This is a genomic window from Paenibacillus sp. J22R98 (assembly GCF_059383835.1).
Map to the genome: position 1 here is coordinate 16,968 of NZ_JBXENW010000002.1, position 24,746 is coordinate 41,713.

15 protein-coding genes are annotated in these 24,746 nt (G+C 52.0%); 14 read left to right on the forward strand and 1 reads right to left on the reverse strand.

What is annotated here, in order from left to right:
- Positions 1 to 293 precede the first annotated feature (293 nt).
- The 14 genes from AC50Y3_RS05750 (at position 294) to AC50Y3_RS05815 (ending at position 22,202) form a co-directional block, all read left to right on the forward strand.
- On the forward strand, positions 294 to 1,856 hold the full coding sequence (locus tag AC50Y3_RS05750) for a response regulator (protein ID WP_494817822.1): 1,563 nt from the start codon (positions 294 to 296) through the stop codon (positions 1,854 to 1,856).
- Positions 1,853 to 3,556: a sensor histidine kinase gene (locus AC50Y3_RS05755; protein WP_494817823.1), complete on the forward strand. Its 1,704-nt coding sequence runs from the start codon at positions 1,853 to 1,855 to the stop codon at positions 3,554 to 3,556. Before AC50Y3_RS05750 ends, AC50Y3_RS05755 begins: the two co-directional genes overlap by 4 nt.
- Before the next feature lie 162 nt (positions 3,557 to 3,718).
- Complete coding sequence (locus tag AC50Y3_RS05760) at positions 3,719 to 5,653, forward strand: alpha-galactosidase (RefSeq protein ID WP_494817824.1); 1,935 nt, start codon at positions 3,719 to 3,721, stop codon at positions 5,651 to 5,653.
- 107 nt (positions 5,654 to 5,760) lie between these two features.
- Entirely contained in the window at positions 5,761 to 6,726 is a 966-nt protein-coding gene (locus AC50Y3_RS05765; protein WP_494817825.1) for an ABC transporter permease, read from the forward strand.
- 25 nt (positions 6,727 to 6,751) lie between these two features.
- On the forward strand, positions 6,752 to 7,648 hold the full coding sequence (locus AC50Y3_RS05770; RefSeq protein WP_494817826.1) for a carbohydrate ABC transporter permease: 897 nt from the start codon (positions 6,752 to 6,754) through the stop codon (positions 7,646 to 7,648).
- A 49-nt stretch (positions 7,649 to 7,697) separates the two neighbouring features.
- Positions 7,698 to 9,350: an extracellular solute-binding protein gene (locus AC50Y3_RS05775; RefSeq protein WP_494817827.1), complete on the forward strand. Its 1,653-nt coding sequence runs from the start codon at positions 7,698 to 7,700 to the stop codon at positions 9,348 to 9,350.
- Positions 9,351 to 9,433: 83 nt separating this feature from the next.
- Positions 9,434 to 11,839 (forward strand): hypothetical protein, encoded by a 2,406-nt coding sequence (locus tag AC50Y3_RS05780; protein ID WP_494817828.1) that lies wholly within the window; start codon positions 9,434 to 9,436, stop codon positions 11,837 to 11,839.
- Complete coding sequence (locus AC50Y3_RS05785) at positions 11,839 to 15,264, forward strand: endo-alpha-N-acetylgalactosaminidase family protein (RefSeq protein WP_494817829.1); 3,426 nt, start codon at positions 11,839 to 11,841, stop codon at positions 15,262 to 15,264. The genes AC50Y3_RS05780 and AC50Y3_RS05785 overlap by 1 nt, the downstream gene beginning before the upstream one ends.
- Positions 15,265 to 15,374: 110 nt before the next feature.
- Positions 15,375 to 16,076, forward strand: a complete 702-nt coding sequence (locus tag AC50Y3_RS05790; RefSeq protein ID WP_494817830.1) for a copper homeostasis protein CutC — start codon at positions 15,375 to 15,377, stop codon at positions 16,074 to 16,076.
- A gap of 41 nt (positions 16,077 to 16,117) precedes the next feature.
- Positions 16,118 to 17,125, forward strand: coding sequence for an asparaginase (locus tag AC50Y3_RS05795; protein WP_494817831.1), 1,008 nt, complete (start codon positions 16,118 to 16,120; stop codon positions 17,123 to 17,125).
- A gap of 26 nt (positions 17,126 to 17,151) precedes the next feature.
- Positions 17,152 to 18,024 carry a sugar phosphate isomerase/epimerase family protein gene (locus tag AC50Y3_RS05800; protein WP_494817832.1) on the forward strand — a complete coding sequence of 291 codons (873 nt, stop codon included), beginning with the start codon at positions 17,152 to 17,154 and terminating at the stop codon, positions 18,022 to 18,024.
- A gap of 66 nt (positions 18,025 to 18,090) precedes the next feature.
- Positions 18,091 to 19,353 carry an alpha-L-fucosidase gene (locus AC50Y3_RS05805; protein ID WP_494817833.1) on the forward strand — a complete coding sequence of 421 codons (1,263 nt, stop codon included), beginning with the start codon at positions 18,091 to 18,093 and terminating at the stop codon, positions 19,351 to 19,353.
- 14 nt (positions 19,354 to 19,367) lie between these two features.
- Positions 19,368 to 20,870 (forward strand): arylsulfatase, encoded by a 1,503-nt coding sequence (locus AC50Y3_RS05810; RefSeq protein WP_494817834.1) that lies wholly within the window; start codon positions 19,368 to 19,370, stop codon positions 20,868 to 20,870.
- 183 nt (positions 20,871 to 21,053) lie between these two features.
- Entirely contained in the window at positions 21,054 to 22,202 is a 1,149-nt protein-coding gene (locus tag AC50Y3_RS05815; RefSeq protein ID WP_494817835.1) for an acyltransferase domain-containing protein, read from the forward strand.
- Between the two features lie 314 nt (positions 22,203 to 22,516).
- Here the strand turns inward: AC50Y3_RS05815 and AC50Y3_RS05820 are convergent, their stop codons facing one another.
- Positions 22,517 to 24,595 carry a copper amine oxidase N-terminal domain-containing protein gene (locus tag AC50Y3_RS05820; RefSeq protein WP_494817836.1) on the reverse strand — a complete coding sequence of 693 codons (2,079 nt, stop codon included), beginning with the start codon at positions 24,593 to 24,595 and terminating at the stop codon, positions 22,517 to 22,519.
- Positions 24,596 to 24,746: the final 151 nt, after the last annotated feature.

The following is a 24,746-nucleotide window of genomic DNA, read 5'->3' on the forward strand; positions in this document are numbered from 1 at the left end:
CTAGAAATCCGGCCATATAAGACCTATACGATTCGTTAGATTCTCGTGTCACAGGCCAAGGCTCGGAGCTCAGAGGGGACATTGTGGATTGTGGTAAACGGAATGCTTGACAGAAGGCAGATGAAGTTGCCCTAAATAATGCGCAGTTTCTTGGTTAGGCGAGCCCCGCTTGGAAACGATTCGTATTGGCGCAAAGACGCGATTCAGTTACAATGATGAAATAAGTTTTGGAGAGAGCAACCAGACAGCAGCGTGCAAAGTTAGAGTCTATCCTCACCAGGGGGGCAGTGCCCATGTTCAAGATGCTCATCGTTGACGACGAACAGTTCGAAAGAGAAGGCGTGAAGTTCCTGATCGACAAATATGGCTTGCAGCTTGAGATCCATGAAGCGGACAGCGGAGAGAGTGCGCTTGCCTTCATGCTGGACTATCCGGTCGATATTCTGTTCACCGATATTCGGATGAAAGGAATGGATGGGTTAGAACTGGCCGCGGAGCTTCGGAAGCGGGATATTCCGGTCAAAGTTATCTTCATGAGCGCGTATGGGGAGTTCGAGTATGCGCAGCGTGCAATTGATTTGAAAGCTGTTCGGTATATACTCAAACCGGTCGAGGTGGAAGAGTTTCTTCGCGTCGTTTCGCAGGTCATTCAGTTATGCGGGGAAGAGCAGGAGGCCAAAGCGCAGCAGACCCGGATGGAAGAGGCTTATCGCAATAACGCCCAGTATACGAAGCAAAGGCTGCTATCGAATCTGATCATGGGGCATACGCTGCCAATGCAAGAACATGCGGAACAGGCAACCGCCTCGTCACCGATTGCGGGCTTAGCTGGCACTTCCTGCATTAGGCTAATCATGCTTGATTCACGCAATCGTTTCTTTGATTTGTTGGATCAGGATTTTGAACGCAGATTGAGCGAATTCGTCCCAAACAGCTTCGAAGTGGCTCACCTGAATGAGTTTCAAAGCTTGCTCATCGTAGATGCTGACAGGGAGCTAACCAAGGAGCAGCTGGTTGAACAGGGCAGGGGGCTGATCAATTGGTTCCGGGAAACCTACGATGGAGATGTTAGCGTTGTCATTGGCGGCATTGTCGATGATGCAAGGCAGCTGTATCAGCAATTTCATCAGCTGGAATCGATGCTGGAGTATAAGTTCTTTTTCGAGGAAGGCACCGTACTTCTCGCACATCCTGCTTCGGCTGAAGGGGACAAGCAGACCGTAGCAATCGACGAGGCGCTGGAAGAACTGAGACAGCATATTAGCCGTTCCCGTTACGATGGGGCAAAGCTGCGGTTCGAACAGCTCTTTAATGAACTGCAGAACAGCGAATATTTCCCCGTAAACTACATCAAATACATTTGCACGGAAATCGTAAAAGCCGTATTCGACGCTTCCGTGAAGAAGAACGCCGATATGTTCAAACAAAATCTAGAACGGATCTACAGAGCGGCCAAGCTGAGCGATCTTCGGCGCATCGTACTTACCATCATGGAGGAGCAAGAGTCGACAGGGACGAGCTCGCCCGATTCCATGCCTAAGGTCATTGAAAGTGTCGTCCAGATGATCGAGAAGGAATATGGAGCCGATTTGTCGCTGGAGCTGCTCGCGGAGCGGGTGTATCTGTCGCCAAGCTATCTGAGCCATCTGTTCAAGAAGCATAAGGGCATCAGCTTTAATAAATATTTGACGATCTACCGGATGGAGAAGACGAAAGAGCTGCTGCTCACGACGAACCGCAAAATCATAGACATCGGTCAAGAGGTTGGCTACAGCAACTTCCCATATTTCAGCTCCCTATTTAAGAACCATTACGGCAAGACACCTTCCCAGTTCCGCGAAGAGACTGCGCTATGAAACGACTCATCATTCGGCTGCTGAATCAGATGCGGTTCAAACAGAAGCTGTTCCTTTCCTATCTGATCGTCATCATTATTCCAATTATTGTGCTGGGGCTGTATGCCTACAATCAGTCGAAGCAGATGCTGAATATTCAAGGGCTTCAAGGGATCGAGAAGAATATCGATACGATATCGAGCAGCATCGACAACACCGTGGAACGCTACAACCGAACGACGCAGTCGATCGTATTTAACAAAACATTTCAGAAAATCGTGGCGAACGACTACCTGGATCTGGTCAATCTCTCGTATGACCTAAAGGAGTATTTGACGCCGTACTTCAACATGATGACGGTCATGGACAAAGAAATCGATAAAATCACCTTTTATACACAAACCTATGTGCCGGAATATGGGGAGTCCGTGTTGTCTGCGGATCGGGTGAAGGACGAAGAGTGGTACAAGGAAGCGATGATAGGTACGGGCAGTCAGTGGTTCTTCCAAGACGGGCTTATCGTGGTGAATAAATTCCCGCAACTATTTGCCGGCAAGAAGGTTAATATCGTCTATATGAAAATCAATGGCGACAGCGTGTTCAGAAACGTTGCGGAGCTGGCAAAGGACTACTCTGTCGTGCTGGTGGATGGACAAGGTCGGGTTATCTATGCCAATCAGAACAAGTTATATCCGCATGTGGATTCTGTTGAATTGCAGCGTTTGAAAGAAGGGGCGATCACCTACGGGGGCGTCGACGCATTTTTGGTCAAGAAAACGGTGAAGCAGACGAATTGGACGATCTACTGCATTGTGCCGACGGCCCAGATGTCCCGCAATGCAGGCTCCATCATCAATGCGACACTTATCATTATCGCAGCATGTATGGTCATCGTGCTAATCGTCATTTGGATCTTCTCACGGACGATGATCCGGCGCGTCTATTCGCTCAACTCACTAATGAAGCGGGTCGAAATTGGGGATCTGAGTATGAAGGTCAGAAGCGAATCGAAGGATGAGATCGGCGAACTGACGAACCGATTTGGCAGCATGCTCATCCGGTTGAACGAGCTGATAGATGAGTTGTTCCGCAACAAGATCATCCAGAAGGAAGCGGAATTCAAGGCACTGCAATGGCAAATGAATCCCCATTTTCTGTACAACACTTTATCATTCATCAATTGGAAAGCGCTGCGCAGCGATGCGCCTGACATCAGTAAGGTCGTCACGACACTTTCCAAGTTCTACCGAACGGGACTAAACCGCGGAGACAGTATGATTCCGGTCAGGGACGAGCTGGAGCATGTGAAATTGTACATCGAAATTATCCAAATAACAAAGGACCACAGTTTCGATGTAAGGTACGACATCGACGAGGCGGTGTTTGACTGCGCTACGATCAATTTCATTCTGCAGCCGCTGGCAGAGAATGCGATTCTGCACGGTATTAACCGGAAGGAAGACGGCGGCCGCGGCCAGCTTCAAGTGCGCGCGCAGCTTGTGGGAGACAAGGTGGCGTTTACGATCGAGGACAATGGGCCTGGAATGTCGCCGGAAACCGCCGATTCGATACTTGAAATCAATTCCTCCGGCTATGGGCTGAAGAACGTGAACGAGCGGCTTCTGATTAAGTTCGGCTCGGAATATAGCTTCGGAGTGCGGAGTATCCTTGGCGAGGGTACGCAAATGCAAATCGTCATTCCCCGGTATATCAGGGCTTAAAGTCTGTCCGATTCTTGGACAGGCTTTTTTTCTTAGTCAAGAAAGTGAAAAACTGAACGGTTTCTAAAATATTAGATAATTTCGAATCGGAGCCGCCCTGCTATAGTTTGATTAGGAAATTTAGAGCGCTTACATATCTGAAAGGAGTGGAATTCTAGGCTTATGGCGATTACAGTCGATAACAACAAAATCAAGCTGATGAATGACTATATCTTACGCGAGTTGGATATTGAACACGGTCCGGTTACAACCGCATACAAGATCCGCCCTCATGGATCATCACGGGGGGACGCGTGGATTCCGGTATTTTCATTCGAACCCTGGCTTCCATTCGAAGCGGCCGTAACCGTGAATGGAACGGAGTTCGAAGCAGGACCTCAACAGAAATCCAAGCATTGGGATCGGGAAGGGGCTTTTGATGTCATTCGCATTGAACAAGCGAGAGGCAACTATGGCGATGTGTTGAGGCTGTTTTGCGGAGGCAGAAACGATCAAGTTCCGGGACTTGAGCTTATGATTGAATACGAAATCGCTGATCGGCTGCCGCTGCTGTCCAAATCCATAAAAGTCAGCAATCCGTCCAAAGAAGTTATCGTGGTCGATAACGTGTGCGTCGATACGTTGAGATTGTTTGAAGGCAAGCTTGAATTAGCGGTGTTTAGCGATTATTACTGGGATACCCGTAAGGAAGACCCTTATTACTTTTCGTTCACCCGTTTCGAGTTTCCGGAGTCAATCGGCATGGAATTGAAGCCCGGTGAATCGTTCGAAACCTTTACGTGTTATGAAGCGGTGACATCAGGTGACCGGGACGAAGCGTCTATTCTTCTTCATCGGATATACAAAGAGATTGCGCCTTGGATGACCCAGCCTTTAATTAAGCAAATTGTTAATACTTGCAATACCTACGAGGAGCTGCTGGAGATTGCCGACAGAGCCGCCGAGGATGGAATTGAAGCGGTTGAATTGTTCGTTGGACAACTGTTTACCAACACCGGAGACTACATTCCGAGGCCCGATCTATTTCCAAACGGGTGGGACGACATGAAGAGGATGGTTGATTACTACCATACGAAGAAAATCGCCGTTCTTCCTTATTGCTCAACGACGATCGCATGGCCGGACAGCGAGGTGTTCAAGCAGCATGAAGACTGGCAGTATCTTGGTCCTGACGGAATTCGCTATGACCCTTGGGGGTTGGGGAATATGTGCTACCAGTCGCCTTGGGGCGGATATATCGAAGGCAAGCTGCTTCATCTTCTGGACGATATTGGCTTTGACGGTCTGGGATTAGACGGTCCTTATCACAGATTGCCATGCCTTGCAGATGATCATGCCCATCCAAATCCGCATTGCGTGGAGTTCATGAATTGGCTGTGGGAGAAACGGTTTTTCGGAGAAATCACAAAGCGGAACAAAATGATTACCGTGCCCCAAGAGATGCAATCGATGTTTCATGGTGTCCACCAGCGTCCGGGCGGGTATCGGGAAGAAGACCAGCATGTAATGGGAGGCATGCCACTTGTGGTTACCACAAGAGCATACACCTTCGACTCGCGTTACAAAGATCCGGCATGCGCGACCTGGACATCCTGCAACCTGGAAGAATATCATGGGCACAGTATTGAGCCTTCAGAACAAAATCCGGCTACTTATGACCATGCTTTTGGCGGCGTATTCGGATATGGCCACTGTGGAGCCTTATACGGTCAGCGGCTTTATTTTGGGGAAGTCACGCAGGCTATTTTCCATAAGTGGGTTGCCTTCTTCAAGAAATATAGACGAACATTGGCCGGCGAAATGGTGCATCTTGCCAGGCCAAACGGCTTTGAGCCCGACGCGGTCATGCACGTATCGCTGGAAGCGGAAATTCCAGCGGTGCTGGTCGTATTTAATCCGGTCGGCGAAGAGAAGCAAATCATGCTAGAGCTGCCTTTGAATTATGCAGGCTTCTCCGGGGGAGATCAGGCGACCATCGAACAGATCGGTTCGATCCCATTGGATTCGCGCGGCCACGGTATTATTAGCTTGAAGCTGCAGCCGAATGAAATTCTGACTCTGGCGGTAGAGCCGGTTCGAACCGGAGCAAGTGCGTAAAAAACTGAATGGTTTCACAAATATTTGATAATTTCGAATCGGAGCGCCCCTGCTATAGTTGAATTAAGAGATGTGAAGCGCTTACATGCAGAAGGGAGTGCCCGCAAGTGAATGATACCGCGATTGCGGCCAAAACGGATTTGGCCGTTTCGAGAACGAAGCTTCGAAAAGAAAGATGGAAAAAATATAAGCAGTACCGCGTTCTGCTAATCATGATGATTCCGTCTGTGCTGTACTACCTGGTCTTTCACTACCTGCCGATGTACGGCGTGCTGCTTGCCTTCAAAGACTTTAAGATTTTGCAGGGCATCTGGAACAGTCCTTGGGTTGGTTTTGACATCTTCGAGAAAATATTCCACGACGATTACTTCTACACGGTACTGAAAAACACGATGATTATCAGTTTGTACAAGCTTGTGTTTGGATTCCCGGTACCGATCATCTTCGCCCTGCTGCTCAGCGAGGTGATGAATGCCAAATATAAGAAATTCATTCAGACGGTTACGTACTTGCCGCATTTCATATCGTGGGTCGTGCTTGCAGGGATATTCTTCTCCTTATTCGCCCTGGAAGGCCCGGTGAACACGATCATCAAGCTGTTCGGAGGAGATCCGGTGCTGTTCTTGGCAGACCCCCGTTACTTCCGGTCTATTCTCGTCATTACGAGCATTTTCCAAGGTTTCGGCTGGGGCTCGATCATCTACTTCGCGGCCATCTCGAACATTGACCCGCAGCTGTATGAAGCGGCCGTTATCGACGGCGCAGGCCGGTTTAAACGAATGTTCTACATCTCGATTCCGATGCTGGTGCCCATTATCGCCATCATGCTGATTCTCTCGATGTCGGGCATACTGGATGCCGGCTTCGACCAAATTTTCAACATGTACAATGTGCAGGTTTACAATGTCGCGGACATTATCGACACGTACGTCTACCGCAAAGGGATTGTCGAGATGAACTACAGCTACGCTACGGCAGTCGGATTGTTCAAGTCGGTCGTCGCGCTTATTCTAATCTTCTCGGTCAATCGGCTAGTGAAGCTGATTGGAGGGAAAGACCACGCGCTATGGTAGTACGTTACGGGGAAGGTGAGACCACATGATTAACGTGAAAAAATCGGCGTCAGACAAACTAATCGATACGATTATCTACGCTATTCTAGCAATCATTATGATTGTGACGCTGTATCCGTTCTGGACGCAGGTTGTCATCTCGCTGGATGGCGGAGGTGTAGACAGTGCCGCCTACTCTTCAGGCATAGTCCTCTTCCCTTCGCAGCTTACATTTGGCAGCTACAAGCTTGCGCTGCAATTCAAAGAGCTCTGGAGCGGCTACGGCTATACGCTGCTTCGTACCGTGCTTGGCGTTATTCTCTCCATCGTGTTTACGGCGATAACGGCCTATCCGCTGTCGAAGAAGGATTTGCCGCATAACAAGTTTTTTACGAGCATGATTCTGTTCACAATGCTGTTTGCCGGCGGGACGATTCCATCCTATCTGCTCATTAAAGAGCTGCACTTGATGAACACCGTGTGGGCGTTAGTTATCCCGGGCATGATCGGTGCGTTTAACGTACTGATTATGCGCAACTTCTTCCGGTCCATTCCCGAAGAGTTGGAGGAGTCGGCGCGTGTGGACGGCGCAGGTTATTTGCGAATATTCACGCAGGTCGTGCTTCCGCTGTCGAAGCCCGTGCTTGCAACTGTCGCACTTTGGGTCGGTGTCGGACATTGGAACGCCTGGTTCGACTCGCTGATCTACATCACCGATCCGAATAAACAGGTGCTGCAGGTTGTCCTGCGCAAAATTATTATACAGAACAACACTTCGGACATCACGCTGCTCATTCAGAATTTGGGCAAGGATACTAATTTCTCAGGCCGCCAGCTTCAGGCCACGGTCGTCATGTTCTCGATATTGCCGATGCTGATCGTATATCCGTTCGTCCAGAAGTATTTTGTCAAAGGCGTCATGATTGGGGCTATTAAGGGATGAGAATCCTCTCAATAGATAAAGAAACATATAAGAGAAAGGGTTGGTTCATGTGAATCGTAACAAAAAACGGTTAATGTCTGGCGCTCTTGCAAGTGTTCTCTTAGTTTCAGTGCTTTCGGCTTGCGGTAATTCGGGTTCGAGCACGAACGGAAATACTTCGAACGACTCATCGAAGTCCGATACGAATACGTCTGCAAACAGCAACAACACTGCTGCTGCTGACAACAAGCCGGTCGAGAAGAAGCTGCTGAAGTTCTGGACCGCAAGTCCTGAAATTGCAAAGGTGGACGCACCGGGCGTGAAGGCGATCCGCGATAAATTCGGCGTCGACGTCGAGTTCGTTCCAACCGGCGGCGAAGGCTTCAAAGAGAAAGTGAACCTGATGATCTCCTCGGGCGATATCCCGGATTGGATGAAGGAACCATCCTTCACGGATTATGATAAATATTTGCAACAAGGTATTATCTCTCCTATCCCTCAAGAACTGATTGAGCAAAACATGCCGAAATACGTGGAGTGGCTGAAGCGTTTCCTCGGCGATGATCCGTTTAAATATGTCAGAAGAGACGGCAAAATCTATGCGCTTCCAGTTATCTGGGATATCGGCATCGATGGCTTGGACCTTGCTTTCCGCGAAGACTGGATGAAGAAGGTCGGTGTAACGAAAACGCCGGAAACGCTCCAAGAGATGGAAGAGCTGCTGACCAAATTCCGCAATGACGATCCGGATGGCAACGGCAAGAAAGATACGTACGGCATGACGGCTCCGGGCGATAATATCGAGAGCATGTTCAGCTCCGTGTTCGGTGCATTCGATGCTTATCCGAATATCTTCCGCGAGAAGGACGGCAAAGTCGTTCGCGGCGAAATCGAGCCAGGCGCGAAGCAAGCACTCGAAGTACTAAACCGCTGGTACAAGAACGAGCTGATCGACCCTGAGTTCGTCGTCAACAAGGGCAACAACGTAGAAGATAAAGTGCTTACTGATAAGACAGGCGCGGTGGAGTTCTACTGGTGGGCGTTCCTGCCGGGCAATGCATTCCTAGGCGGCGAGCAATGGTTCGACAAGCTGAAGGCGAAGTACCCTGACTTTAATTTCGCGATTACAGGCGGCGTGAAAGGTCCGGATGGAAAATACGGTATTTCGCAGTACAATCCGGCTTATGCTTCCGGCGTCGTGTTCGGCAAACAGCTTGAGCAGGACCAAGACAAAATGGTCAAGTACATGCAGGTGTTCGAGGCTACGCAATTTGATCCGGAGATCTACGAGAAAATCAACTTCGGTGAGAAGGACCAGCAATGGAAGCTAGGCGCTAACGGAACTGTTGAGTACCTTGGTGCGTACACCGATGAGAATGAGCGTAAGAAGCTAGGTCTTGGCGGATACTCGATGAGCGGTTCGTTCAACGATTATGACTTCCAAACCTCGTATACTTCTGATGCCAGTATGCGTCAATTGGCTAAAGATACGAGAGCGAAAGGCACGCGCAACATCGATATTCTGGCTCCGTTCAACAAGCCGGTTTATAACGAAACACAAGATAAGCTGAAGCAGTTCACGACGCAAAACTTTATCGACTTCATCACAGGCCGCAAATCGCTGGATGACTTCGACAAATTCGTATCCGAGTGGAAGAGCATGGGCGGCGACAAGGTGCTTGAAGAAGCCCAACAAGTATACGATGCCAACTTGAAACAATAATGTAAATTGCAAGCGATGCCGATGTCCTTTCCAATCTTGCGTTGGGAAGGACATCCATTTTTAAGGGAGAAGGAGTGTGTAAAATGGAACAATTTCAAATTCAATTTCAGGCGGGGCAATTGCAGGTTGGACTTAGTAATCAAGGGGATCTAGACGAGCTTAAGGATGTTGCAAATGGTAAAAGCTTCTCGGCTTCCGGGCAGCGTTCACCGCTGCTGCAAATCGTTGTCGGAAAGAAAATCGAAGCATCGACCTCGGTCGTTTATGATGCTCAACTGGGTAAATTGAGCTTCTCTTATGAGGCTTGCCAAGCACAAGTGGATGTAGCTGTTCGCATAAAGGAGAAGTACATTACATTCGAAGTAATTGGGATTACCGAGGCCGACGGTCAGTCGGCGGTAGACGCTATTCTCTGGGGGCCGTACGCGACGACTGTAGCAGGCTCCATCGGCGAGTCGGTAGGTATCGTGCACGATGGCGAATTTGCAATTGGCTTGTTGGCCCTGAATATGAAAACAATCGGCGGATGGCCTGCCGAGTTGGATAGATTAGCATTTTCAGGCGAATCGTATGCGGACAGTAAATTCGATTATGAAGCGAGCACGGCATGGCCAACCAGCGAAGGCAGCTTGCTGCAGGCTTTCGCGCGGGATCGTTCGAAAGGCGGCCGCAGACCGGTTTGGAATTTGAACGATATCGAGGTTAAACCTCTGCACGGGGAAGATGCGGCGATCATCGGATCGCAAATTGCCTTGTTCGGCTGTGCGGTGGCTCAAGTACTGCCTGTTATTGAAGCGGTTGAGCTGGGAGAAGGCTTACCCCATCCGACGATTGACGGCGAGTGGATGAAGACGGCTGCTGCTGCCAATCAGTCGTATCTGATCACCGATTTCTCCGAGGCGACCATTGCTGAGGCGGTGCACTATACGAATCAGGCAGGGCTGAAGTATGTGTATCATCCGGACCCGTTCAGCCAATGGGGGCATTTTATTCTGAAGCCGGGTCAATTCCCACGGGGCGATGAAGGGATGCGCGCCTGCGTGGAGGCAGCTGAGCAAGAGGGCGTGCATGTCGGCGTTCACACGCTGTCTAACTTTACGACGCTGAATGATCCTTATGTCGCTCCCATGCCGGATGCTAGATTACAGATGGTTGGTTCCGCTAGTTTAGTAGAAGCAATCGATGCTGAAGCCGTGGAGCTGATAGTCGATCAACCTCAGCCATTCAAGGAGAATCTGTACCGGAAATCCGCGCTGATCGGTACTGAAATTTTTGAATACGACTCGGTTTCAGAACAAGCGCCATGGAAGCTGCTTGGCGTAAAGCGAGGCGTTAATGGAACCGCAGCAGCGGGGCATGAGGCCGGCGCCGAGATTGGCCGATTGTGGGATCATCCGTATGATGTGTTCTTCCCGAATATCGAGCTGCAGGATGCATATAGCGAGCGGATCGCAGAGCTGTTTCAAGCGACAGGCTTGAAGCAAATCTCCTTTGACGGTTTGGAAGGCTGTTTCGCAACGGGCCAGGACGGCTACGGCGTAAATCGCTTCGTCCAGAAGTGTTATGACGGCTGGGGAACAGAAGTGATTAACGATGCGAGTATCGTCGTACCGAATTACCTGTGGCACATTTTCACCCGTTTCAATTGGGGTGAGCCGTGGGGCGTATCGACGCGTGAGGGACAGCTGGAATGGCGGCTCACGAATCAGCGGTATTTTGAACGCAATTTCATTCCGCCGATGCTTGGCTGGTTCCTCATTCGCTCGACCTCCGATCGTTTCGAAGCAACGACGATCGATGAGATCGAATGGGTGCTATCTAAAGCAGCCGGATTCGGAGCCGGCTTCGCGCTTGCAGCTGACATGCCGGTGCTTAAGCGTAACGGGAACATCGATGTACTTCTGGAGCAAGTGCGTCAGTGGGAGACCGCACGTAATGCGGGGGCGTTCTCGGCCGAGCAGCGCGAGAGGATGCGCGATCCGAAGAGCGATTGGCATCTGGAAGCGGAAGGCGATGATAGCTGGCGCCTTATACCTGTCAGCCTGTCGAAGCCGCTCGAGTGTAATCCGGCAGAGCTTCAGCCGGGTCAGCCGGGCGGCGCGGATTGGGCGTTCTATAACAAGTTCGGCGAGCAGCCGCTGCGTTTCAGCCTGCGCGTATCGCCTTCTTACGGCAATACCGACGCGCTTATTCGCAGACCGACCTTCTATACGAATGGAGATTACATGACCTTCGATACGGATGTGCGCGCGAATGAATATCTCGTGTGTGAGGGAGACCGCACAGGAAAGGTCTATGACGTGAACTGGAATTTGCTGCGGACGGTTCAGGCTTCCGCCGATGCGCCGATTGTTCGGACAGGAGGTCAGACCGTTTCGTTCAGCTGCAAGTTTGAAGGCGATCCGAAACCGGTTGTTAGCGTTACCGTCAGCACATGGGGCGAAGCAGAGAAGGTGCAGGCAGAAGCCGCGAAAGTGGGGAGCTTCTAATGACGGGAGTAATTAGCGGTACATGGATGCAAGAGGAGGCGTTAGCGCTTGTCGCTAACGCTTCCGAGCATGCCGTCGTTACCTTGGAGAAAGCAGAAGAGCTTAGCGATGGGGAGTTTGCGTTTACGCTGACTCCCCTCAGCCTTTCCGGGAAGGTTGGCGCAATAATTCGCTATACAGCGAAGGACAGCTGGATCTTCATTGGCTGCGACAAGCCGATGGACCCGTTCGGGAAGAGCACGTGGATCTGGTTGATGCCGTGCGGCAAGCAAGGCGTTCTATTTCAATCGGATCCTCTCTATGAAGGCAAACCTTATTGCTTAGAGCTGCGATTCTGTGAATCTGTGCTTACTGTTGCAATGAATGGTTATCAAGTCTATCACGGTGAAGTGCCGGAATGGAAACGTGGAGCAGGGGCTGTCGGCTTCTGCGCCTTGAGTGGCGAGAGCGTTGATAATGGCGGTGGCAGCGGTGGGCACGGCCTATTTAGCGATGCGTGCGTGAGTCCGCTTGCGGCGTGTTACCGCGAAGCTTCAGCCTCTGAAGCGGTTGCAGCATTGGAAAGAGAGTCAGCATCTATAGTGGTACTGTCTTCCGAGCAACTCGAGGTGGAAGTGGATGCTGCGTTCCCGCGTATTCTGCAATACCGCTGGAAGGCCAGCGGAGCGGTACTGTTCGGCCAAGAAGACCGACTCTCTTATGTGGAACTGAACGGTCGATTCTATCAACCTATTATCTCCGTGGTGAAAACGACGAGCGGTGAAATAGCCTATCGGCTGGATTTTACTGAGCTGCAGGTAGAAATGGTGGTTACTTTCACTGTCTCGGACGCCGCGCTGGAACTACGCATCTCCGAAATTCAAGAGAGCGGAGAATTCCGGATTCGTACGATTGCTTTCCCGAATCATGGGCTTGTTTCTGTTCGAGAAACGCAAGCGGAGGCGAATGTGGCCTGTGCGGAAGGGATTAAAGGCGATAAGTTCGGGGCGGTTTCTGATTGTTCGCCGGCTGCTGCGCCGGAATATTACGCCATAGCGATCTTGAATACCGCAGAACTGGCTGCAAGCGTGATCGGCAATTCGCTGCATAACCGCAAACGCCTATGCGTTCAAACTGTTGTGCGCCAGGGAGCGAAGCGGACGGCTATTTGGCATGCTTATTGGACTTACAGAGGTCCGGATATGGAGATCATTGAGGAGCCGTGGGCTAAAATCGTTCTTACGGATGACCGCAATGGGGACGGACTCGTAGATTGGCAGGATGGGGCTATTGCGGTTCGGGAGTCGCTGCCTGCAATCCCAGGCGCGGATATACTGCGCAGAAGCTATGCGCATATCGCGATGAATTTTGGCAGTATGGCACAATTCCCGTTTCTGCGTATTCTCGATAATGTGAAGAAGTTTTATCTGTATACCGATGGATTCGGGCAAATGCTGGAGCTGAAAGGGTATCAGAGCGAAGGCCATGACAGCGGCCATCCCGATTACAGCGGCAATTATAACGAGCGGGCAGGCGGCTTGGCGGATTTGAATTTGCTGTCGGAGCGGGCGAGAAGCTACGGTGCGGTTATTGGCGTTCATATCAATCACAGCGAAGCTTATCCGGAGGCGAAGGCTTACTCGAATGAGCTAGTGACGACAACGCCCGGCTGGCGATGGCTCGATCAGTCTTATTATATGGATAGAGAAACGGACATTCTGTCCGGGGAATTCGATAAACGCTTAGACGCGCTTAAGGAAGAGGCGCCTCATCTCGGATTTATCTACGTGGACACGTATCGGGACGAGCACTGGCCGGCATGGCGGCTAACGAAGAGGCTGCGCGATAACGGGTGGACCGTCTGGACGGAAGAGGCGGATGCCTTAGATGCGGATGCCGTATGGACGCACGATTCCACAGGTGACAGCCGAATCTCTCGGTTCCTTCGTCATCAGGACAAGGACGCTTATGCCGAGGATGTTCTGCTGAAAGGCGGCTATGCGCGCTATGGCGATAATGGGTTTATGGGCTGGCAGCGGGAGCGGGATTTGCCGGCGGCAATTCGCTCGTTCTTCACGAAGCAGCTGCCTTACCGATACTTGATGCATTTTGCGATGATGAACTGGAAGGACGATGAGATCGTGTTCACGGATGGCGTTACCTCTCGATTGGAAGAAGGGATAACGACCATTCGGAGAGAGGGCATTCCGGTTGCAGTTGGGAACGCCGTATTTATCCCGTGGGACCCGATGCAAGAGGTCAAAATCTATCACTGGAACGATGGCAGCGCGGACACCGTATGGCAGCTTCCGGCAAGCTGGCCGGAGAACGGGATCGTTCATTTGTACCGGCTGACGAACCAAGGGCGTCAATTTGTGCAGCATGTTCCGATTATTTCCGGTTACGTCAACATTGCGGCAGACGCAGGCACGCCATATGTGTTATATAAAGAAGAGGCGCCTCCAATTCCTGACATTGAGTGGGGTGAAGGCAGCTCTGTGAAGGATCCGGGGTTCGACAGCCATGGGTTCACATGGTGGAAACGTTCGTCCGCCGGCTGCAATGCGAAACATATCGCCATCAAGGAGACGAGCTACGGCCAGTCTTATTTGTGCATCAGCGGTAATGATGGGGCCGATGCGCAGGTGGTTCAGAAACTGCAAGGCTTGAAGAGCGGCCGGACGTATTCGGCATCCGTATGGGTAGAGGTTTCGGATGGCCGGGAGGCTGCAATTCGCGTGTCCGGTTACGGAGGTCCCGCTATTAGTCATGCGATTGATCGCACGACGGTCATCAATTGCGATCCTGATTCGGATAAACGCGGCACGTGTTATCAACGGATTGCGGTTCGGTTCCGACTTTCGGCTGCGAATGAGGGTGAACCGCAGGAAGTGTTGCTGTCGCTCCTTGCTGAACAAGGTGCTCCAGATTCCTATGTTCATTTTGACGATGTGCGGGTCCGTGAAATCAGTGTCGGATCGGCCTCGTACGAGGATCATGCAGTCTACGAGGACTTTGAGCATGTTGATGAAGGATGGGGCCTGTTCGTCAGCGCCAACCCGAAACTCGGCAAGACACATCTCTCGCAGCGGCATGAAGGCTTCACGGAGGATACACTTGGAGGGGAATGGTCACTCAAGACGATGGACCAGCTGGCCGGAGAATTGCTGCGGACACTGCCTTCGACGCTCAAGCTGATGCCGAATCAGCGCTGCCGGATCGCTTTTGACTATAAGACAGATCATGACGGTCAGTACGCCATTGCGCTGCGAACGACGGACGGTGGCCCTTCTCAGGATATCGTGGAACCTTTATGTAAAGGCGAAGCCCAATGGCTTATGGAGCTGACGACGGGGCCTTATACCGATTACTACTTGGCTATTATGAGGAATGACACGGAAATAGGTTCACTGGTGCTGGATAACTTCATCGTGGACTGGATTTAGTAGCAGGAAAAAGGCAGACGGAAAATCGGTGAACGGTTAGCTGCCGCACGAAAATTGTAGAGTGAAAAATGGTAAGCGTGGATAGCAGTTCAGCTAGGAGGAGATTCACTATGCTACTCGAAGTTATAGCATTAACCCCGGAAGATGCCCGGGTTGCTGCCGAATATGGCGCAGATCGCATCGAGCTTGTTTCCGTGATCGAGGAAGGCGGGCTTACGCCGGCACTGCGTATCATGGAAGAAATCGCAGCGGAAGCTACGATTCCGGTTCATGTCATGATTCGTCCGCACAGCAGGGATTTCCGATACTCGGAAGCAGATATGGAGCAGATGGTCCGCGAGATGAAGACGCTGCGATTCCCTTGCATCGGCGCATACGTGCTTGGCGTGCTGACTGCTGAGCAGACGGTCGATGAAGAGAAGCTGAAGCGGCTGCTGGATGCGGCGGATGGCGTTCCGGTTACGTTTCATCGGGCGTTCGATGAGGCGCGTAATCTGGAGGAAGCGTACGAAGTATTAGCCCGCTATCCGCAGGTTCGAACGATTCTGACCTCTGGCGGGAAACCGAGCGTGCTGAATGCGGTCGATCCCATTAAGGAGCTTGTACGGCAAAGCAGAAGCGGGAACGGTTCGTCCGGACCGGAAATTATGGCGGGAAGCGGATTGACGCTGGAGTCAGCCGCCGATTTCGTGAAGCAAACCGGCGTGCGTGCTGTTCACTTCGGCTCAGGCGTGAGGCAGAACGGACGGTCTCAAGCCCCAATTAATCCGGCGAGGCTGTCTGCACTTCTGGCTGTTCTTAAATCGAAATAGGGTCAAAGCACAACAACGCAATAGATAGGAGGAGCGAACAGATGTCTGAGGTATTGGTAAATGAGTATCGCGGGGGTTATGTGGAAAATGTGCACTGCGGCCATATTTGCGGCGTAGATGCCAAAGGGATCCGATACGGTACGGGGAATGTCCACCACTTGACGTTTCTACGCTCTTCCGGGAAGCCGATTCAGGCGCTTCCTGCCCTTATACATGGCGCAGACGAAGCATTCGGATTGTCGGAGAAGGAAACCGCGATCATGTCCGGCTCCCACTGGTCGGAAACGTTCCATGTGTCGGAGCTGGAATCGATGATGGCGAAAATCGGCATCGAAGAGGAGCAGCTGGTGTGCTCGCCTACGTACCCGCTAAACGGATCAGCCAGAGATGAGCTGTTCGTCAGCGGCTCGCCGAAACGGAGAATTTATCACAACTGCTCCGGTAAGCATCTTGGCATTCTGTCGCTATGTAAGCATAAAGGCTATGATCTGCAAGGGTACACAGATACCGATCATCCTGCTCAGCTGGAGATTGCAGCTACGCTTGCTTATTTGGCCGCTATGCCGGTTGAAGAAGTCGTGACCGGCGTGGACGGCTGCGGCTGTCCCGTATTTGCGATTCCGCTCGACCGATTGGCGACGGCTTATCTGAAGCTGGCTCTGCCTGAGCTGATTGAAGATCAAGCGGTACGAAGCGCAGCTAGCAAGATTACGGGGCTTATGAACCGCCATCCTGAAATGGTGTCCGGAACGGGGCAAATCTGCTCGATTCTGCTGATGGATGACAATATTGTTGCCAAAGGCGGGGCGAAGGGGGTCTATTGCTTCGGGCTGCGTGAGGAAAGGCTCGGTTTTGCCTTGAAGGTGCTGGATGGTTCGTCGGAAGAATGGCCACTCATTATTGCTTCCATCTTGGAGCAGATCGGCTATTCCCGTCAGGAAACGATTGATAGGCTGCGTGCATTGGCACCTGCGGATATGTTCAATGACAACGGCGTCGTTGCCGGTCGTAACGAAGCGGTATTCAAGCTGCAGCGATACGAAGAATAATCTAACGCAAACGAGGGAGTAAGAGGATGCAAATCGGATTAAGCACCTATAGCTTGTTAAATGCATTGAAGTCGGGCGAAATGACGGTACTCGATGCGATTCAGTGGATCGCGGATAACGGCGGGGAGCATATGGAGATCGTCCCGTACGGCTTTACACTCGTCGATAATCCGGAATTGGCGGATGCGGTTCGCAATAAAGCAGCGGAAGTTGGAATTGCATTATCCAACTATTCGATGCCTGCCAATTTCGTGCAGCCTGATGAAGAGGCGTTCGAGGCGGAGATGGCGCGCGTGAAGGAGCATGTCGATCTCGTTCACCGCCTTGGCATGAAGCATATGCGTCATGATGTGACGGCTTTTTCGATTCCAAAGGAGCAAATGACGATTGCTTGGTTCGAGGAGAACCTGCATCTGATGGTAAAAGGCAGCCAGATCATTGCGGATTATGCGGCGCAGTACGGCATTACGACGACCATCGAGAATCACGGCTTCAGCGCGCAAGCGAGCGATCGCGTACAACGGATCCTACTTGCTGTAGATCGTCCGAATTTCAAAACAACACTGGATATCGGCAACTTCATGTGCGTAGATGAGAATCCGGTTATCGGCGTTATTAAGAATCTTCCTTATGCATCGCTGGTTCATTTCAAGGACTTCTATTTCCGTCCATTCGACGAGCCGCCGGGCGGAGGCAATTGGTTCCGCACGAGCCATGACAATTACTTGCGCGGCGCTATTGTAGGCCACGGTGAAATCCCGATTCGCAAAATCACGAAGCTGATTAAACAATCCGGCTACGACGGTTATATTACGGTGGAGTTCGAAGGCATGGAAGAGTGCAAAGAAGCATCGCGCATCGCGATGGACAATCTGCGCACGCTGTGGCAAGAGGCGTAATAGCTGCGGGACACGAGGATCAGAAGAACGAGAGACTTACTTATGAAGTGAGAGGCGGTAGAAGAGATGCAAACGATTCAGAAGCCGGTACCTTCGGCGAAGCAGCTGGCTTATCAGGATATGGAATTTGGGTTGTTTCTACATTTTGGACTCCGGACGTTCTATGAAGGATATGCGGATTTCGACGAGCGTCCCATGTCGCCGGCCGATTTTAATCCCGTAAACTTGGACTGCGAGCAGTGGATCCGTACCGCGAAGGAAGCGGGCATGCAATATGCGGTTCTGACTGCGAAGCACCATGACGGATTCTCCAATTGGCCGTCCAAATACAGCTCTTTCTCGGTGGAAGCTTCCCCGTGGAAGGATGGTAAGGGCGATGTTATTCGCGAGTACGTCGATGCTTGCCGGAAATACGACGTGAAGCCGGGCCTCTATTATTCGCCTTACGATGGCTCTGCCAACTTCTACACCCAGGATGCCAAAGCCTACGATGATTATTTCGTGAATCAAATTACAGAGCTGCTTGGAAATTACGGGGAAATCGATATCTTATGGTTCGATGGCTGCGGCTCTGAAGGCCATACCTACGATTGGAACCGGATTATCGGCGAGATCCGCCGCTTGCAGCCGGGCATTCTGATCTTCAACATGGGCGATCCGGATTTCCGTTGGATCGGCAATGAGGACGGCGTAGCTTCGACGCCAACCTGGAATGTGGTGGACTCGACGGATTTCTCGATTTTGACGGACGAGAAAGAGAAGCTTGGCGCGCAAATGTGGCTGCCTGCTGAATGCGACGTGCAATTGCGGTATAACCGGATCAGCTGGTTTTACAGCGATGAGGACGAGCATATGGTCAAGAGCGTGGATGAGCTGATGGGCTTGTACTATTTGTCCGTCGGACGCGGCACTAATCTGCTGCTGAATATCGGCCCGAACCGCGAAGGGCTTCTCCCAAGCAAGGATACCCAGCATCTGACGCAATTCGGCGAAGAGATTCGCCGCCGGTTCGAGCGTCCGATCGCGACGTTGTCTGCTTGCACGCAGGAAGATTCGAAGTGGACGTATAAAGCGCAAGAGCCCCATCTAATTGATCATATTATCATTCAAGAGGATCTCACTCGCGGCGAGAGTGTCCTGCGCTTTACAGTCTCGGTAATCACTTCGAAGTCCCGCGGCCTGATTGTGGTACATGAGGGTAGAAATATCGGCCATAAAGCGATTATCCGCATTCCGGCGATCAAGGCAGCGGGGGTTGTCGTTGAAATGACGGAAAGTGATGGCGTGCCAACCATTCGCGAATTGTCTGTTCATTATTCCGGTGAATAAGGAGGCGGAGCCTCATGAGCGGCAGTGGATCTCAAGTGCAGGCAAGGCCTAATATTCTATTAATCACGGTAGATCAGATGCGCGGCGATTGCTTAAGTGCTCTTGGCCATCCGATTGTGGAAACGCCAAATCTGGATCGCTTAGCGCGATCCGGTGTTCTGTTTCGCAATGCGTATTCGGCAACGCCGACCTGCGTGCCGGCAAGAGCGGCGCTCTTAACCGGCATGAGCCAGCGTTCGCACGGACGCGTCGGGTACCAGGACTGCGTGCCGTGGGAGTACGAGCATATGCTGGCAGGTGAGCTTGCCGGTGCCGGCTACCATACCCAGTGCGTCGGCAAAATGCATGTGTATCCCGCGCGCAATCTATGCGGGTTTCATCATATCGTGCTGCATGACGGTTATCTGCATCATAACCGCAGCAAGCATAATAACACGGTCGATGGGCATTTTGACCAAGTGGACGATTACTTGACTTGGCTCCGTCAGCAAGCAGGCGCGCAGGTTGATATTACGGATAATGGCCTCGATTGCAATGCATCGGCGGCCGCGCGTCCTTGGCATCTTGCGGAGGAGCTGCATCCGACGAATTGGACGGTTACGCAGTCGATCGATTTTCTGCGCCGGCGGGATCCGGGTAAACCGTTCTTCTTATACACGTCGTTTGTCCGTCCGCACTCGCCGCTTGATCCGCCGCAGGTCTACATGGATATGTACAAGGATCTTGAGCTGCCTGATCCCCCGATCGGGGATTGGGTGGATGTAGAAGCGGCCAAGGCGAATGGCTCCGATCCGACCACGTATTTCGGCATTGTGCCAAAGCGAAGGCTTGATCGCGCACGAGCAGCCTATTACGCGCTGATTACGCATCTTGATGATCAGATTGGCCGGTTGGTGAACGCTTTACAGGAGTATGGCGTATCGCAAAATACGATCATCCTGTTCGCGTCCGACCATGGCGAGCTGCTTGGCGACCATCATTATTACCGCAAAGCGCTTCCGTATGAAGGAAGCGCGAAGGTGCCGTTTATCGTCAGCGATCCCGGCGGCAAGCTGGGATTCCGAAGAGGCAGCGAAGCAGCGGAAGTGATTGAGCTTCGCGATATTATGCCGACGCTACTCGATATCGCCGGAGCTCCGATACCGGGCACAGTAGATGGCAGCAGCGTACTGCCGCTATGCCGGGGCGAGCAGGCGGAGTGGCGGCCGTATCTGCACGGCGAGCATTCGTATGGGGCGCTGTCGAACCATTTTGTCACGGATGGCCGGGAGAAATATCTATGGTTCTCGCAGTCGGGCGAGGAGCAGCTGTTCGACTTAATCAGCGACCCGCAGGAGCTGGTGAATCTAGCGGCGGGTGCTTCCTCATACTGGCAAGGACGATTAGTCGAGTGGAGGCAGCGCTTGGCGGCGGAATTGGACGGACGCGAAGAAGGGTATGCGGAAGATGGCCGGCTTATTGCGGGTCGTCCGCCGCGTACGTTGTTGACGAGTGTGTTTCAAGGTATGGAGGCATAGAGCATAAAGGAAAGGCGGGAGCTGTCGGGCTCTCGCTTTTTTTGCGTAGGAACTGACAGGTGAATCTCGCATGAGGTAAATTAGTAGCAAGAGACTTATGCTATAATCGACAAAACAACGCAATTCGAGTGCAGAATGTGCGGGATGCCGAAGCACCGCCGCGCTATAAGGGGAGAAGTATACATGAACGGGCAAGGGCAAATGACACAGGATGAGCGATGGTTTCTGCAAGATGACGCACTTCGGGAGGCCAACCTTGTCGCTGAGCTTCCACCGGAGGCATGGGATGCTTTGCAGCAAGCAGCGGTTAAAGTGAGGCAGGATGAGAGATTGAGCGCGCTGGCAGTGCGAGGCCATCAACTGCTGTTTCAATCGGAAAATGGCGCGGCCCCAAGCGGGGTGACGTTCTCCGGCATTCTTGCTGAGATGGGCGAAGTTGCGGAACTGTATCAGCCGCTTATTCTGCTCAGCGGACTGAATCGGCTTAAAGGACTCTACGCGGAGCGAGGCATTCCGCAGGAGATTCTGAAGCATACCCTCAGCGACATGGCGCTGTGGATGCGTGATTATTACGGCAGGCACAATCGCTGGGGACTCGGCAACGAGTGGCTCGTGAACCATATGTCCTTCCGGCTGTTCCGGGTCGGAAGGCTGCAGTTTGAGCGCGGCCGCTTCGGTGGCGGCAGGCGGGTACTTCGTCACCTCGGTACTCGCGAGGTGGTCGTCTTGGCGGAGAGCGGCGTACGGTTCCGCAGCGATGGACTCATCGACGGCACGAATGACCGCTTCGATGAAACGGGAGCATGGGAAGCCGTGCTTGAAGACGGCGAAGAGGGAATTCGCGGGCACCGGATTACGGCAGGCGGTTTCGCTGTTGCTCAGCCGGAGACGTTCCGAACGGAAGAATGGGAGACCGTGCTGCGAGCCGGCGATCCTGTTCTAGATGTTCATATTGCCGCGGATGGCAGAATGGATCATGCGCAGTGTTTGGATTCCATGAAAGAAGCAGTCGGGTTCTTCCAGCGATATTTTCCGGAAGAGACACGGCTCGCATTCGTCTGCACCTCTTGGCTGCTAGATCCGCAGTTCGAGCAGTTGCTTAGCGATTCCGCCAACATCGTCCGTTTCCAGCGCGAATTCCGGCTCTATCCGGTAGGCGGCGACGGCAAAGAGGGCCTGCGCCGTATCTTTGGCAACTTGTACGAAGATTGGACGCAAGCGCCAGCCGACACCTCGCTTCGTCGTGCCGTGCTTGGACATCTCGCCAGCGGAGGCGCGCTGCGGGATATGGGCGGGTTTATTTTGATGGACGATAATGTAGAGGCTGAGTAAGATTCCCGCCTTGAGTTGGGTTTACGCGCTAACGAACCGTAGGGGTCTTATTTCAGCAGAATAAGTGGTTCTGAAATTCTAACGAACCCTACAGGCCTTATTCGATGTGAAAAGCCTCCTTCACGCACCATTTCCCCCATATAACGTCTCTACGGTTCGTTAGATTCGAAAAATGGTTATTTTCGCGCGAATAAGGCCCTCACGGTTCGTTAGCGGGATTCCGATGGCAACGAGATGATCGCTTTTAATAAAAGAAAACGCCGCACCACGAAATTACTTCGTAGTGCGGCGTTTCTTTATGTGGCCGTCTGCCGTTATTGACGAAGCTGCGGCAGAGGTTGGAAGGTCATATTAATCGGCAAGTAGCTGCCGGATGCGAGCGTGAAGACAATGTCGAGCGTTTCCGCCGTTGAACCGGTGCGGTAGAGCACAGCCGTTTCATTTTGAGTCAGAAGCGCACTGTCGGTTGTAACCGGCACGAGTACTCCGTTTACGATGAAGGCTCCTGCATAGTGGCCGCCTCGGGCATTGATGCCGACAATGGTATTTGGCGCGACCTGCACTTTCATTTTGTACAAGACGCCGAAGTTGCCGAAATCATACTCGAGCAGGCCGGTCATCTCGTCGATTCCATCCACGAGCTTGTCGATCTTGCTGTCTCCGAGTAAGATACTTTGCGGCTTCGCGCCAACCGGCTCGGAGGTGCTAAGATCGATCTCGCGGTCGGCATAATCGAATGTGCCGCGGACATGCTTATTATCGCGAGGCATCACCATTAAGGAATCGAGAATTGGCAACGGATCTTGTTTATCCTGAACGACAACGATGCGGTAGCGAATATTCGATGTCGAAACGACATCTGCATATGCGGAGAACACATCACCCGGCTTAAGAGGTACATTTGACATCTCAGGGAGCAGTACCTTGGATTCGCCCGGAGCTAGGGTAACGTAGTTAGCCGGTACATGTTTGCTGAGTGCATCCATATAGCGGATCGTGGCCATTTTGCCTGCCATAATGGTGGATTTGTCCGGACCGCCCTTGCCCCATGCGCCGATGCCAACGGAAGCTTGGCCGGTACTGCTTGTGTTCGTGGCAATGAGGAACATTTTCAGCGGGTAGCCTGCTCCATTCTCATTATAGAAGAGGAAGCGAGTTGCGCCGGAGAGCTCGGTGTCGTACACAAGACCTGTCGTCGTCCAGCGCTCAGGACTGTTGCTGTGCACAAGTCTTGCCGGTTCATTCGTGAAGGAATAAGAAAGGGTCGGGTAGTTGCGTACAGCCGTTCCATCCATCGTATACTTGCGTCCAACCGGCGTGAAGAGCAGGTTAAACTCATCTTCGGTGTACAAGATTTCCGGGATGACGGTAATCATCTTCGTTACGGTGCCGATCAATTGACCGCCATCCTTCACTTCAAGCGTAACCGGAAATTGACCTTCGCTGAAGAAAGCAGGCGAATTTCCCGTAAACTTAGAGGAAATGATGTCATTGCGGTCGTCGGTGCTCAGATCGGTATAGGTGATAGGCTCACCGATGCGGTAAGTCGTTTTATCCGTTGTAAAATCAGCTACCGGCGGCAGATTCGGCATTTGCACATCAACTGTAACGCTGAATGGCTCGCTCCATACGCCGTTCTCGCCTTGAACCCAGTGGGTTACAACATGCGGACCGGCTTCCTGGAAGATAGACTGCCGTCCTTCCCAGCGCTCATGGGTGTTGGTTTCATCCACGACAGTAGGAACGCCGTTTACTAAATAATCGACAAGCGTTTGTTGAGCGAAAATTTCAGTAGGCTGAACCGTAAATTCCGCTGACGGCGGCGGTACCGGTACTGCCCAACTGATGACGGTGTCGGTGCCGCGCGGGATAATGCGGCTTCCGGTCAAATTCGACCACATACGAAGCGGCACCATGAGCGAGCCCTTCAGGATGAAGGTCGGACCGGGGCCTTTCACGGATTCACCGTTGACTTTAATGATGTCGCTGCCTGGTTTGAATCGAAGCTCGATGGCACCGGACTTCGCAATGGATTCCTTCGATTTAGCATCATAGGACAGCTTGTATCCGAAAGGACCGGCAATTCCGTTCAATGCGGCATACGAGGAACCGGCTTTGATCGTTAAAGGCTGCGCGGCTTTGAGCGGCTTCTTGTTAAACAGCATTGCCGTGCTGTTCTTCTTCAGTATAAGTTCGTTGTCCGGGAGCGTTTGCGGTGTGAGTACGCCGCTGGTTGGTGCGACATCAATAATCGGACTAGCGGTTGTTGAGCCGCCTGTCGTCGTTGTCGTTGTTGTTGGTGCATCGACCGTTCCTTCCGCGGATAGCGGCGCCGTTTGAAATAAAGTTAATAGTGCCAAAGTACAGACAAGATAATGCTTCAGTGGTTTCATACGCGACTCCTTCTCTATTTCGAATCGATAATTTAGATGACCACTGTTTAAACGACTATATTTACCATAAAGTTGCGATGCTTGGAAAAGAAAATATAGAAATCGGCAATGGAATAATCGGAATCAGGTTCGGCTTCCTGCTTATTTGTGT

What these genes read in the sequence shown, in the direction of transcription:
- AC50Y3_RS05755 (WP_494817823.1), top strand. Translation starts at nt 1,853, where the DNA reads ATGAAACGACTCATCATTCGGCTGCTGAATCAGATGCGGTTCAAACAG.
- AC50Y3_RS05770 (WP_494817826.1), top strand. Translation starts at nt 6,752, where the DNA reads ATGATTAACGTGAAAAAATCGGCGTCAGACAAACTAATCGATACGATT.
- AC50Y3_RS05750 (WP_494817822.1), top strand. Translation starts at nt 294, where the DNA reads ATGTTCAAGATGCTCATCGTTGACGACGAACAGTTCGAAAGAGAAGGC.
- AC50Y3_RS05820 (WP_494817836.1), bottom strand. Translation starts at nt 24,595, where the DNA reads ATGAAACCACTGAAGCATTATCTTGTCTGTACTTTGGCACTATTAACT.
- AC50Y3_RS05805 (WP_494817833.1), top strand. Translation starts at nt 18,091, where the DNA reads ATGCAAACGATTCAGAAGCCGGTACCTTCGGCGAAGCAGCTGGCTTAT.
- AC50Y3_RS05780 (WP_494817828.1), top strand. Translation starts at nt 9,434, where the DNA reads ATGGAACAATTTCAAATTCAATTTCAGGCGGGGCAATTGCAGGTTGGA.
- AC50Y3_RS05800 (WP_494817832.1), top strand. Translation starts at nt 17,152, where the DNA reads ATGCAAATCGGATTAAGCACCTATAGCTTGTTAAATGCATTGAAGTCG.
- AC50Y3_RS05815 (WP_494817835.1), top strand. Translation starts at nt 21,054, where the DNA reads ATGAACGGGCAAGGGCAAATGACACAGGATGAGCGATGGTTTCTGCAA.
- AC50Y3_RS05795 (WP_494817831.1), top strand. Translation starts at nt 16,118, where the DNA reads ATGTCTGAGGTATTGGTAAATGAGTATCGCGGGGGTTATGTGGAAAAT.
- AC50Y3_RS05790 (WP_494817830.1), top strand. Translation starts at nt 15,375, where the DNA reads ATGCTACTCGAAGTTATAGCATTAACCCCGGAAGATGCCCGGGTTGCT.
- AC50Y3_RS05760 (WP_494817824.1), top strand. Translation starts at nt 3,719, where the DNA reads ATGGCGATTACAGTCGATAACAACAAAATCAAGCTGATGAATGACTAT.
- AC50Y3_RS05810 (WP_494817834.1), top strand. Translation starts at nt 19,368, where the DNA reads ATGAGCGGCAGTGGATCTCAAGTGCAGGCAAGGCCTAATATTCTATTA.
- AC50Y3_RS05785 (WP_494817829.1), top strand. Translation starts at nt 11,839, where the DNA reads ATGACGGGAGTAATTAGCGGTACATGGATGCAAGAGGAGGCGTTAGCG.